Source organism: Amycolatopsis sp. MtRt-6, from assembly GCF_017308975.1.
GTDB lineage: Bacteria > Actinomycetota > Actinomycetes > Mycobacteriales > Pseudonocardiaceae > Amycolatopsis.
Genome location: NZ_JADWPD010000048.1, coordinates 65,791 through 77,711, shown reverse-complemented (window position 1 = coordinate 77,711; position 11,921 = coordinate 65,791). Strand labels below are relative to the sequence as shown.

General features: G+C 72.1%; 12 protein-coding genes and 1 pseudogene. 5 read left to right on the top strand and 8 right to left on the bottom strand.

The window, feature by feature from the left end; genetic code table 11:
* Positions 1-594 (top strand): ISAs1 family transposase (locus I4Q55_RS46545; RefSeq protein ID WP_206797274.1); only part of this gene is annotated, 594 nt, incomplete at its 5' end.
* A gap of 57 nt (positions 595-651) precedes the next feature.
* Here the strand turns inward: I4Q55_RS46545 and I4Q55_RS46540 are convergent.
* From I4Q55_RS46540 to I4Q55_RS46510, 7 genes and pseudogenes are all read right to left on the bottom strand, one after another.
* Complete coding sequence (locus tag I4Q55_RS46540) at positions 652-1,272, bottom strand: FMN-binding negative transcriptional regulator (protein WP_206797273.1); 621 nt, start codon at positions 1,270-1,272, stop codon at positions 652-654.
* 50 nt (positions 1,273-1,322) lie between these two features.
* Complete coding sequence (locus I4Q55_RS46535; RefSeq protein ID WP_206797271.1) at positions 1,323-2,156, bottom strand: SURF1 family protein; 834 nt, start codon at positions 2,154-2,156, stop codon at positions 1,323-1,325.
* Positions 2,157-2,205: 49 nt separating this feature from the next.
* Positions 2,206-2,517: pseudogene (locus I4Q55_RS46530) on the bottom strand (protein tyrosine phosphatase); the annotation flags it as partial.
* A gap of 267 nt (positions 2,518-2,784) precedes the next feature.
* Positions 2,785-3,405 (bottom strand): FMN-binding negative transcriptional regulator, encoded by a 621-nt coding sequence (locus I4Q55_RS46525; protein ID WP_206797273.1) that lies wholly within the window; start codon positions 3,403-3,405, stop codon positions 2,785-2,787.
* Positions 3,406-3,455: 50 nt separating this feature from the next.
* Entirely contained in the window at positions 3,456-4,289 is an 834-nt protein-coding gene (locus I4Q55_RS46520; RefSeq protein WP_206797271.1) for an SURF1 family protein, read from the bottom strand.
* Positions 4,290-4,338: 49 nt separating this feature from the next.
* Positions 4,339-4,800, bottom strand: coding sequence for a low molecular weight protein-tyrosine-phosphatase (locus I4Q55_RS46515; protein WP_206797269.1), 462 nt, complete (start codon positions 4,798-4,800; stop codon positions 4,339-4,341).
* A 444-nt stretch (positions 4,801-5,244) separates the two neighbouring features.
* Positions 5,245-5,811, bottom strand: coding sequence for a chorismate mutase (locus I4Q55_RS46510; RefSeq protein ID WP_206797268.1), 567 nt, complete (start codon positions 5,809-5,811; stop codon positions 5,245-5,247).
* A 31-nt stretch (positions 5,812-5,842) separates the two neighbouring features.
* Here I4Q55_RS46510 and I4Q55_RS46505 point away from each other — a divergent pair, with 31 nt between their 5' ends.
* From I4Q55_RS46505 to I4Q55_RS46490, 4 genes are all read left to right on the top strand, one after another.
* Positions 5,843-6,673, top strand: a complete 831-nt coding sequence (locus I4Q55_RS46505) for a Nif3-like dinuclear metal center hexameric protein (protein WP_307793488.1) — start codon at positions 5,843-5,845, stop codon at positions 6,671-6,673.
* Positions 6,674-6,683: 10 nt separating this feature from the next.
* A complete protein-coding gene (locus tag I4Q55_RS46500; protein ID WP_206797263.1) occupies positions 6,684-7,421 on the top strand; it encodes a zinc ribbon domain-containing protein in 738 nt (245 codons plus the stop codon).
* Positions 7,418-8,605 (top strand): bifunctional RNase H/acid phosphatase, encoded by a 1,188-nt coding sequence (locus I4Q55_RS46495; protein ID WP_206797262.1) that lies wholly within the window; start codon positions 7,418-7,420, stop codon positions 8,603-8,605. The genes I4Q55_RS46500 and I4Q55_RS46495 overlap by 4 nt, the downstream gene beginning before the upstream one ends.
* Positions 8,606-8,789: 184 nt before the next feature.
* Positions 8,790-10,532: a hypothetical protein gene (locus tag I4Q55_RS46490; protein ID WP_206797261.1), complete on the top strand. Its 1,743-nt coding sequence runs from the start codon at positions 8,790-8,792 to the stop codon at positions 10,530-10,532.
* A 59-nt stretch (positions 10,533-10,591) separates the two neighbouring features.
* Here the strand turns inward: I4Q55_RS46490 and I4Q55_RS46485 are convergent, their stop codons facing one another.
* Positions 10,592-11,833, bottom strand: coding sequence for an SLC13 family permease (locus tag I4Q55_RS46485; RefSeq protein ID WP_206797260.1), 1,242 nt, complete (start codon positions 11,831-11,833; stop codon positions 10,592-10,594).
* Positions 11,834-11,921: the final 88 nt, after the last annotated feature.

Sequence of the window (11,921 nt, the reverse complement as noted above, 5' to 3'; positions counted from 1 at the left end):
GCGACTGGATCACCACCACCGCAGACGTCCCACCGGCAATTTGCCGTGGACGGCAAATCCCTGCGCGGCACCTTCGCCCGCACCGGCGGAGCCGGAGTGCACCTGCTCTCGGCGCTGACCCACCAGGACGGGACCGTCCTGGCCCAGCAACAGGTCACCACCGGGACCAGCGAGACCGCCTGGATTCAGCCCCTGCTGGAGACCATCGACCTGGCCGGGACCGTGGTCACCGCCGACGCCCTGCACACCACCCGCAGCCTCGCCCGCTACCTGGATCAGCACGGCGCGGACTATGTGTTCACCGTCAAAGCAAATCAGCACCGGCTCCACACCCGGCTGCAGACACTGCCCTGGCCACAAGGGACCCACCACACCAGCACCGGCATCGGGCACGGACGACTCGAACAACGCACCACCTACCGCGAAGACGCCTCCCGCATCCGCACCGGCACCGCACCCCGCGCCATGGCCACCCTCCGCAACCTCGCCATCAGCGCCCTACGCACCACCGGCCACACCAACATCGCCGCAGGACTACGACACATGGCCCGAGACACCACCCGACCACTCACCCTCTACGGAATCACCCCATGACCAGCACAAACGACTTTGCCGGAACCCTGCCAGAGGAGGGCGGGGGAGTTCGCTCTCTCAGCCGCGGCGCCGCAGCTGCGCCAAGGCTTCGGTGTCCAGCGGTCCACCTCGCTCGGCCAGCCGGGCCCCGATCCGCTCCCGGTCCTCGGCACTCCGGTTCCCGCCGAACTTGAACTTCGCCCGCACCCCGGTGACCGTGAACTCGATCCCGCGAATTCCCGGCAGCAACCGCCGGTCCGGCGCGTCCTGAGCCGCGCTCACCGGTGCCCGGGCCCCGTCCCGCTCGAAGTGGCGCAGCTGCTTCTCCAGCAGCGCCGCCTTCGCCGCCGGGTCGTCCACCAGCCGCACGTCACCTTCGAGCTGCACCGTCGCGTAGTACGACGTCGGGACGCCGTACGCCGGGTCCGCCGTCGCGTTCCAGTCCGCGCGGATGTAGGTGTAGTCGCCGATCACCGTCAGCAGGGCTCGCGGGTGCTCCTCCAGCAGCGGCCAGATCGGGTTCGGGCGGGCCAGATGCGTGACGATCGTGCGGTCGCCGTCGAACGCGAAGTGCGCCGGCGTCACCACCGGCAGGTCGCGGCCGGCCCCGCCGGCGACGAGCTGGCCGAAGTCGTGGCCGGACAGCCACTCCCGCCACTCCGCGTCGGAAGCGGCCGAGTCCCAGGGGTGGATCAACATGGCCCGAGTATTCCCGAGGCAAGTGGCCTCGTCAGAGGGCCATTTCCGGCCTACTTCTGATGGCCACTTTCCGCGAGTTCGTCCTCGGCGAGGATCTCCGCGACGGACTTCCGGCGTGCCGGAGGAGTGGCGGAACCGTCCAGCGCGCCGCCCGGCTTCAGCTCGCGGACCGTGAAGTACAGCCAGCCGAGCAGCGCCATCGCCCCGAACGCGATCCACTGCAGCGCGTACGACAGGAACGGCCCCGAGTCCGTCTGCGGCAGCGGCAACGCGCCGAGCACGCCGGGCTGGCCGACGTCGAGCTGGAAGTACCCCGGCCGGATGTCGAGGTTCCCCGCCCGCGCCACCACCCGCGAGTCGACGACGTAACTCTGCAGCCGCCCGCCGGTCGAAGCGTCGGCGAACGCGTCACGGTTCTTCGGGTCGGTCTCGTCCGCGCGCACCCGGGCCGTCACCGACACGGTCCCGGCCGGCGGCGGCGCGAACGGCAGCACGCCGGACTTGCTGTCCAGCCGGACGTAGCCACGGTCGATCAGCACGATCGTGCCGTCGGTGGTCCGCATCGGCGTCAGGACTTCGAAGGCGCCTTCGCCCTGGACCGTCCGCAGCCGCGCGATGACCTCCTTGTCCGGCAGGTACTGGCCGGTGATCGAGACGAGGTGCCACTCGGTGCGCTGGTCGGGCACGCTCCCCGGCGGCAGCAGCTGCGGCAGCGGCACCGGCGCCGCGGTGAACGACGTCTCCAGCGCGGAGTTCTGCTGCTCGCGTTCGGTGTTGCGGCTGAACTGCCAGGGCGAGAGCAGGGTGAAGCAGCAGACGGCGAAGGTGAACACCACCGCCGTCAGAGCCAGCCACCCGGGCCGGAGCAGGAACCGCAACCGCACCCCACCACGGTAGCCCGTGCCGCCCGGCGGCCTGCGCGGGCTGTGACCACTACCGCGGCGAACGCACCCAATCCAGCAAACCGGGCACCGCGCGTTCGATCATGCCGAGGACGTCTTCGAAGCCGTCGTCACCGCCGTAGTACGGGTCCGGGACCTCGGCCCCCTCGGGCGCCGCCGGGTCGAACGACCGCAGCAGCCGCACCTTCGCCGGGTCGCCGACCCGCGACCGCAGGAACTCGAGGTGCCCTTCGTCGGCGGCCAGCAGCAGGTCGGCGTCGAGGTCCTCGTCCGACACCTCGGACGCGACGTGCGAGGTCGGGTAGCCGTGCGCTTTCAGCGTCGCCCGGGCGCGCTTGTCGGCATCGGGCACGGACGACTCGAACAACGCACCACCTACCGCGAAGACGCCTCCCGCATCCGCACCGGCACCGCACCCCGCGCCATGGCCACCCTCCGCAACCTCGCCATCAGCGCCCTACGCACCACCGGCCACACCAACATCGCCGCAGGACTACGACACATGGCCCGAGACACCACCCGACCACTCACCCTCTACGGAATCACCCCATGACCAGCACAAACGACTTTGCCGGAACCCTGCCAGAGGAGGGCGGGGGAGTTCGCTCTCTCAGCCGCGGCGCCGCAGCTGCGCCAAGGCTTCGGTGTCCAGCGGTCCACCTCGCTCGGCCAGCCGGGCCCCGATCCGCTCCCGGTCCTCGGCACTCCGGTTCCCGCCGAACTTGAACTTCGCCCGCACCCCGGTGACCGTGAACTCGATCCCGCGAATTCCCGGCAGCAACCGCCGGTCCGGCGCGTCCTGAGCCGCGCTCACCGGTGCCCGGGCCCCGTCCCGCTCGAAGTGGCGCAGCTGCTTCTCCAGCAGCGCCGCCTTCGCCGCCGGGTCGTCCACCAGCCGCACGTCACCTTCGAGCTGCACCGTCGCGTAGTACGACGTCGGGACGCCGTACGCCGGGTCCGCCGTCGCGTTCCAGTCCGCGCGGATGTAGGTGTAGTCGCCGATCACCGTCAGCAGGGCTCGCGGGTGCTCCTCCAGCAGCGGCCAGATCGGGTTCGGGCGGGCCAGATGCGTGACGATCGTGCGGTCGCCGTCGAACGCGAAGTGCGCCGGCGTCACCACCGGCAGGTCGCGGCCGGCCCCGCCGGCGACGAGCTGGCCGAAGTCGTGGCCGGACAGCCACTCCCGCCACTCCGCGTCGGAAGCGGCCGAGTCCCAGGGGTGGATCAACATGGCCCGAGTATTCCCGAGGCAAGTGGCCTCGTCAGAGGGCCATTTCCGGCCTACTTCTGATGGCCACTTTCCGCGAGTTCGTCCTCGGCGAGGATCTCCGCGACGGACTTCCGGCGTGCCGGAGGAGTGGCGGAACCGTCCAGCGCGCCGCCCGGCTTCAGCTCGCGGACCGTGAAGTACAGCCAGCCGAGCAGCGCCATCGCCCCGAACGCGATCCACTGCAGCGCGTACGACAGGAACGGCCCCGAGTCCGTCTGCGGCAGCGGCAACGCGCCGAGCACGCCGGGCTGGCCGACGTCGAGCTGGAAGTACCCCGGCCGGATGTCGAGGTTCCCCGCCCGCGCCACCACCCGCGAGTCGACGACGTAACTCTGCAGCCGCCCGCCGGTCGAAGCGTCGGCGAACGCGTCACGGTTCTTCGGGTCGGTCTCGTCCGCGCGCACCCGGGCCGTCACCGACACGGTCCCGGCCGGCGGCGGCGCGAACGGCAGCACGCCGGACTTGCTGTCCAGCCGGACGTAGCCACGGTCGATCAGCACGATCGTGCCGTCGGTGGTCCGCATCGGCGTCAGGACTTCGAAGGCGCCTTCGCCCTGGACCGTCCGCAGCCGCGCGATGACCTCCTTGTCCGGCAGGTACTGGCCGGTGATCGAGACGAGGTGCCACTCGGTGCGCTGGTCGGGCACGCTCCCCGGCGGCAGCAGCTGCGGCAGCGGCACCGGCGCCGCGGTGAACGACGTCTCCAGCGCGGAGTTCTGCTGCTCGCGTTCGGTGTTGCGGCTGAACTGCCAGGGCGAGAGCAGGGTGAAGCAGCAGACGGCGAAGGTGAACACCACCGCCGTCAGAGCCAGCCACCCGGGCCGGAGCAGGAACCGCAACCGCACCCCACCACGGTAGCCCGTGCCGCCCGGCGGCCTGCGCGGGCTGTGACCACTACCGCGGCGAACGCACCCAATCCAGCAAACCGGGCACCGCGCGTTCGATCATGCCGAGGACGTCTTCGAAGCCGTCGTCACCGCCGTAGTACGGGTCCGGGACCTCGGCCCCCTCGGGCGCCGCCGGGTCGAACGACCGCAGCAGCCGCACCTTCGCCGGGTCGCCGACCCGCGACCGCAGGAACTCGAGGTGCCCTTCGTCGGCGGCCAGCAGCAGGTCGGCGTCGAGGTCCTCGTCCGACACCTCGGACGCGACGTGCGAGGTCGGGTAGCCGTGCGCTTTCAGCGTCGCCCGGGCGCGCTTGTCGGCGGGCTCGCCGACGTGCCACGGCCCGGTGCCGGCGCTGGTGACGCGGACGGCGTGATCGAGACCGGCGTCGGCGAGCTTGGCCCGGAACACCAGCTCGGCCATCGGGGAGCGGCAGATGTTGCCGGAGCAGACGAAGACGATGTGCGGCACGCCCCGAGCGTAACGACCGGCCCGCCTCGGCCGGACGCGAGCACCGCGGCCACCGGTGATCGGAGAGGCATCACACGTGACTGAGCGGGCATCAAGCGTGATTCAGCGGGCATCACACGTGATTGGGCGGGCATTGGCGTGATGCCCCCGCAAACACGGGTGATGCCCCTCCAGCCACGGGTGATGCCCCTCCGGGCACGCGGCGGGCTCTGCGCGCGGCCCGAGCGTAACCAGCGGGTTCACCCGGTCACCCGCCCGCTCGGCGGTATCCGCGCCCCGCGGCCCGCGCTTAGCGTCGATCGGGCGAGGACGCGAACCGGAAGGAGAGCGATCATGCACGGGTGCTGCTCGAAGTGCACCGGCCAGGGCTGCGGCTGCTGCGGCAACTGCAACTGAACCCGGCCCATCCGGCGCCCGCGGCGGCCTGACGCCGCCGGGGCGCCCCTAGCCCGCCGTGCAGGTCGCCGACGTCGCTTCGCCCAACGCCCGCGCGTGCAGGGCGTCGAACCGGTGGCGGAGATCCACCACGTCCGCCGTCACCAGCTGCCGGACCGGGCACGACCGCGCCGCCCGCACCGACGTCGTCGCCGCCAGCTCCGTCAGCAGGCTCGTGTTGAGCCCGTCGATCACCGGGCGGATCTGCCCGAGGTCCGGGCGGGTCGTCGGCGCCTGGTCCGGGTGCGCGTCCCAGCGGGCGTAGAGGCCGCGCTGCACCAGCTTGTTCGCCTCGATCTGGGCGCGGAAGAACCGCACCGCGTCCGCCGGGTCCAGGCCGAGGCCCGGGGCGCGCGCCGCCACCGAGTCGTAGATCTGCTGCTCCCGCGCCGGGTCGTCGATCGGCGACGGCGTTCCGTACTTCGCCGCGGCCACCTGGTCGGCGATCGCGACGCGCTGGGCCGCCAGGTCGGTGAGCCGCCACAACGTGGGACTCGAAGCCGAAGCGGGAACCGAACCCACGAGAGACGCGGCGAGGACAGCTGTCACCGTGACGAGGAAGGACCGAAGGCGCATGGTCCCGGACCGTACATGCGAAAATCACCGCGTGCCCGCGCCTTCCGCCATTTCCGAAATCATCGCCGTGCTGGAACGGGCATATCCGCCCGAACTGGCCGAATCCTGGGACGCCGTCGGCCTCGTCTGCGGCGACCCCGCCGAACCGGTGAGCCGCGTGCTGTTCTGCGTCGACCCCGTCGCCGAGACCGTCGAGGAAGCCGTCGAGCTCGGCGCGCAGCTGATCGTCGCCCACCACCCGCTGCTGCTGCGCGGCGTGCACGGCGTGCCCGCCGACACCGCCAAGGGCTCGCTCGTCCACCGGATGATCCGCGAAGGCATCGCCCTCTACTGCGCGCACACCAACGCCGACTCCGCCGACCCCGGCGTGTCCGACGCGCTCGCCCACGCCATCGGCCTCCGGGTGACCGGGCCGCTCGCGGCCAACGCCGACGGCGTCACCGGCATCGGCCGCCTCGGCGAGCTGCCCGAGCCCGAGCCGTTCGCGGCGTTCGTCCAGCGCGTCGCCGACGCCCTGCCCGCGACCGTGCCCGGCGTGCTCGGCGCGGGCGACGCGGACCGCCCGATCCGCACCGTCGCCGTGTCCGGCGGCGCCGGGGACTCCTACCTCAAGCAGGCCACCGAAGCCGGCGTCGACGCCTTCGTCACCGCCGACCTGCGGCATCACCCGGCCGGCGAGCACCTCGCCGGCCGGGGTCCGGTGCCCGCGCTGGTCGGGCTGACCCACTGGGCCAGCGAGTGGCCCTGGTGCGGGCAAGCCTCGGCGCTCGTGACGCAGGCCTTTGCGGGTAACGTCGACGTTCACGTCTCCACGCGGTGCACCGACCCGTGGAACGTCCGCGCCGAGCGCACATCGATCTAAGAGGAGCACCGTGAAGGCCGAACCCGCCGTGCAGCGCCAGTTGCTCGAGCTCGCCAAGGTGGACGCCGAGCTCTCGCGCACCGCGCACCGCCGCCGCACCCTGCCCGAGCTGGCCGAGATCGAGGCGGGGGAGAAGACCGTCCGAGCGCGCCGCGACGCGCTCGTCTCGGTGGAGACCGCCGCCTCCGACCTCGACCGCGAGATCGCCCGGCAGGAGAAGGAGATCGAGTCGGTGCGCGCCCGCGAGGACCGCGACCGCAAGCTCCTGGCGTCCGGCACGGTCAACTCCAAGCAGATGACCGACATCGAGCACGAGCTGCAGTCGCTCGAACGCCGCCAGACGGCGTTGGAGGACGACCTGCTGGAGCTGATGGAGCAGCGCGAGGCCCTCGGCCTGGACGCGCAGCGCACCGGCGCCGAGGTCGACAAGGCCGAAGCCGAGGTCGCCGCCGCGGTCGCCCGCCGCGACGAGGCGTTCAAGGACCTCGACACCACCCGCGCGCGCCGCGCCGAAGACCGCGAGAAGCTGGTGCCGCGCTTCCCGGAGCCGCTGCTCAAGCTGTACGAGCGGGTCCGCGAGCACAAGGGCATCGGGGCCGCGCTGCTGCGGGCCCGCCGCTGCGGCGCCTGCCAGCTGGAGCTGGACCGCAACACGGTCAACGAGATCAAGGCCGCGCCGGAGGACGACGTCATCCAGTGCGAGAACTGCGGCGCGATCCTGGTCCGGACCCTGGAGTCGGGTCTGTGACGTCGCATGTGGTGGTCGAAGCCGACGGCGGCTCCCGGGGCAACCCGGGGCCGGCCGGCTACGGCGCGGTGGTTCGCGACAGCGACGGCCAGGTCCTCGCCGAGCGCAAGGAAAGCCTCGGCGTCGTCACCAACAACGTCGCCGAGTACCGCGGGCTGATCGCCGGCCTGGCCGCGGCCGCCGAGCTGGGCGCGTCCACTGTGGACGTCCGGATGGACTCGAAGCTCGTCGTGGAGCAGATGTCCGGGCGCTGGAAGATCAAGCACCCGGACATGCAGCCGCTGGCAGAGGAGGCCAAGGGGCTGGCCGCGGGGTTCTCCCGCGTCAAGTACGAGTGGATCCCGCGCGCGCAGAACTCCCACGCCGACCGGCTGGCCAACGAAGCCATGGACGCGGCGACCGGCAAGCCCGCGGCCGGCCGGCCCGGCAAGCCGAATCAATCCGGGGCTTCGCCCCGGGCCGGGGGCTCCGCCACCCGGACCCCCGAAGGGCGGCCCAGCCTGCCCACCCGCAAGCCCGACCGCGCGGCGGTGGCCTGGACCGGCGCCCAGGGCACCCCGACCCGGCTGCTCCTGCTGCGCCACGGCCAGACGGAGATGTCGGCGCTGCGCCGCTACTCCGGCCGCGGCGACGTCCCGCTGACCGAGCTGGGCCGGACGCAGGCCGCCGCGGCGGCGAAGCGGCTGGCCGCGACCGAAGGGCTGGTCGTCGACGGCGAGGCCGTCCCGATCATCTCCTCGCCGCTCACCCGCACCAAGCAGACCGCGCAGGCCGTCGCCGACGCGCTCGGCGGCCGCGTCGAGACCCACCCGGGCCTCATCGAGACCGACTTCGGCGAGTGGGAAGGCCTGACGTTCGCCGAAGCCGCCGACCGCGACCCCGAGCTGCACCGGTCCTGGCTGGGCGACAGCTCGGTGCCGCCGCCGGGCGGGGAGAGCTTCGACGTCGTGCACCGGCGCGTCCGCAAGGCCCGCGACGAGCTGCTCGCCGAGCACGGCGGCCGGACGTTGGTGCTGGTCAGCCACGTGACGCCGATCAAGACGCTGCTCCGGATGGGCCTCGACGCCGGCCCGCAGCTGCTGTTCCGGCTGCACCTGGACCTGGCGTCGCTGTCGATCGTCGAGTTCTACCCGGACGGGAACGCTTCGGTCCGGCTCGTCAACGACACCTCGCACCTGTCCTGACCAGTGAAAATGTGGGGTGGATCACGCTCAACCCCGACGCGTGGCGGACCTCGGATGGGGTATTGGCTACAGTGTCTCGACCGCGTCGCCGCGGTGTCGGGTCCGGCCTCCGGGTCCAGCAAGGGGGCGCCGGCTCGCGCGTATCCCACCGGCAGAAGCCTGCGGGCGGAACAGTGACGAGGACATGACGGCTAGCGCACTCACCGAGACTTCTCCGAGCGACGTCCCCGAGGACCCGGCTGTCGCCACGACCACCCGCGGCTGGGGTGCGCGGCTGGCGCCGGTCCTGGCGGTGCTCGCCGGCGTCGCGGCGGTCGCCGTCCACGCCGTCCGCTACGGGCACTGGATCGTCGACGACGCCGCCATCACCTTCTCCTACGCCCGCAGCTTCGCCGACGGCCTCGGCCCGGTGCTGCAGCCGGGCGCCCCGCCGGTCGAGGGCTTCTCCGACCCGACGTGGATGGTGCTGCTCGGCCTCGGCAAGCTCGTCGGCCTCTTCGACCACGGCGCGATCTTCGGCATCCCCGACTACGTGCTGTACCCGAAGGCGCTGGGCCTGCTGTTCACCGGCGGCGTCCTGACGGCCTGCTACATCGCCGCGAAGCAGGTCTTCACCCGCTTCGCGTGGCTGGTCACGCTGATCGCCGGCCTGACGCTGGCGACGATCCCGTCGTACGTCATCTGGGTCGTGTCCGGCCTGGAGAACTCGCTGTTCGCGTTCGCGGTCGTCACCCTCGGCGTGACGTTGTTCGTCGCGGTGAAGCGCGACGTGCTGCTGACGCCGAAGGTCGCGCTCTGGTCCGGGGTCATGGTCGCGTTCGCCGCGCTGACCCGCCCGGAAGGCCTGATCTACGCGGGCGCGTACCCGCTCGCGGCGCTGTTCCTGCTGCGGTCCGGGCTGTTCTGGAAGAGCTTCCGGCTGGCGCTGCTGTCGGTGGCGGCGTTCGCCGTGCCGTTCGGCGCGTACGTCGTCTGGCGGTACACGGAGTTCGGGCGGCTGCTGGCCAACCCGTCGGTGGCGAAGCAGCAGGGCCTGCCCGGCCTCGACGCGGTGAAGCGGCCGTTCGAGCTGGTCGGCTACGCGGGCTGGGCCGGCGTGGTCGTGCTGGCGCTGGTGATCGCGTTCGCGCTGGTCAAGGCGCCGTGGCGGCGTCCGCTGATCGCGCTGCTGGTGCCGCTGGGGCTCGGGATCGTCGCGTACGGCGTGATGGTCCCCGACTGGATGTACCAGCACCGGTTCGCCAGCCCGATCTGGGCGCTGGGGGTCATCGCGGGCACGCTGTCGGCCGGTGAGCTGCTGCGCCACCGGCGGGCGCTGCTGCGCGTCGGGATCGTCGTGGTGCTGGTGGGCGCGTTCGTCCCGACGGCCGTCGGGTTCGCGGCGGCGGCGGACAAGTTCGCGAAGAACCCGAACATCACGGCGTGCCTGGTGGCCGACCGCTTCGGCCGCGGCTTCAACACCTACGCCGACATCCTCGGCCTGCAGAAGGCGTCCCTGCTGCTGCCCGACCTCGGCGGCTCGTCGATGACGAGCCGGCTGGAGCTGGTCGACATGGCGGGCCTGGTCAACAAGCCGATCGCCGACCTGGTGCACGACAACGACCTGCAGGGCCTCCGCGACTACGTGTTCGACACGGTCAAGCCGACGTTCATCCACTCGTGGGGCCCCTGGGCGGCGGGCAACGGCATCGCGCTGGACCCGCGTCTCGACCGCGACTACGAGCTGATCTACAGCTCCCCGATCGAGGGCCTCCGCAACGGCGACTGGGTACGCCGCGACGCGGTCACGGACCCGGCGAAGCTGAAGGCGGCCCAGGAGTACGCGGCCCAGACGATCCCGGCGGTGGCGGCGAACCGCTTCGGCGGCCCGCTCGACGACTGCGGCCCGACGATGCACCCGGGCCAGACGATCAAGATGCCCGGCTGATCACGCGTGATGCCCCGCCAAGCACGCGTGATGCCTGCCTGATCACGCGTGCTGCCCGTTCAGGCGGCCCAGCTGAGGCCGAGCCAGAGCGCTACGGTCGCCGCGGCCAGGCTCAGCGGGGTCGTGAGCGCGCCCAGTGCGTGGAACGTCCTGGGGGAGGGCGGTTCCGGGAGCGTCCGGCGCCACAGCAGCGTCGCGAGTGAGCCGAGGTAGCTCGCGTTCGGGCCGATGTTGACGCCGAGCAGCACGGCCAGCAGCACGCCCGGCGCCGGGTGCGGGCCCAGCACCGACAGCAGGATGAGTGTCGCCGGCAGGTTGTTGACGAGGTTGGCCAGCAGCGCCGCCACCCCGGCCGCCACCAGGAGGTCGGCCAGTCCCGTCGACGTCGGCAGGACGTCGCGGAGCACGCCGCCGAGCAGGTGCTCCGACACGGCCTCGACGACGACCGCCAGGCCCAGCACGAACAGGCACAGTTGCGGCGCGGCTTCGGTGACCAGCTGCCACGGCCGGATCTTGCCCTGGGCCAGCGCCCGCACGCCGAGGATCAGCGCGGCCAGCGCGGCGATCCAGACCGGTTCGACGTGCCCGAGCTGCCCGACCGCGAACCCGGCGAGCGTGAGGCCGAGGATGACGAGGGCGAACGTCGGCGTCTCGAGGTGCTGCCGCGGTTCGGGCGTTTCGCGCGGCCGCAGGTCGGCCTTGAAGAACCACAGGAACACGAGCAGTTCGATGCCGATGGTGACGAGCCACGGCAAGGCCATCAGCGCGGTGAACCCGGCGAAGGTCAGCCCGGACGCGGCGAAGGCCAGCAGGTTCGTCAGGTTGGAGACGGGCAGCAGCGTCGACGCCGAGTTGGCCAGGTGCGCGCAGGCGTAGACGTGCGGCCGCGCGGGCAGCCGCAGGCTGGTCGCCGTCGCGAGGACGACGGGGGTGAGCAGCACGACGGTGGCGTCGAGGCTGAGGATCGCGGTGACGCCGCCGGCGGCGGCAAAGGTGAGCACGAGCAGCCGCCGCGGCCGCCCGTGACACGCCTCGGCGAGCCGGTTCCCGAGCCAGGCGAAGACACCGTCGACATTGGCCAAAAAGGACAGAAGCAGGATGGCGGCCAGAAAGCCCAGGGTGGGCAGGATCTCGACGGCCCGCTCCCCGGCAGCGGCGGGAGGCACGAGGCCGAGCAGCAGAGCGAGCCCCGCGGCCGGCACGGCGGCAACGGCTTCGGGCCACCCCCGCGGCCGCACGATCGCGAAGACGAGCACACCGGCGAGGAGCAGCAGGCTGCCTGCGCCCGCGAGGAGGTTCACGCGTTCACGCTAACCGCGGCCGGTTTTTGTCGGTGGTGGCGGGGGCATGGATGGAGCAACCAACGCCACATTGGGGCGCTCGCCGGGA

Coding starts and splice junctions, on each gene's coding strand:
- I4Q55_RS46540 (WP_206797273.1), bottom strand. CDS start 1,272: ATGTTGATCCACCCCTGGGACTCGGCCGCTTCCGACGCGGAGTGGCGG.
- I4Q55_RS46525 (WP_206797273.1), bottom strand. CDS start 3,405: ATGTTGATCCACCCCTGGGACTCGGCCGCTTCCGACGCGGAGTGGCGG.
- I4Q55_RS46510 (WP_206797268.1), bottom strand. CDS start 5,811: ATGCGCCTTCGGTCCTTCCTCGTCACGGTGACAGCTGTCCTCGCCGCG.
- I4Q55_RS46490 (WP_206797261.1), top strand. CDS start 8,790: ATGACGGCTAGCGCACTCACCGAGACTTCTCCGAGCGACGTCCCCGAG.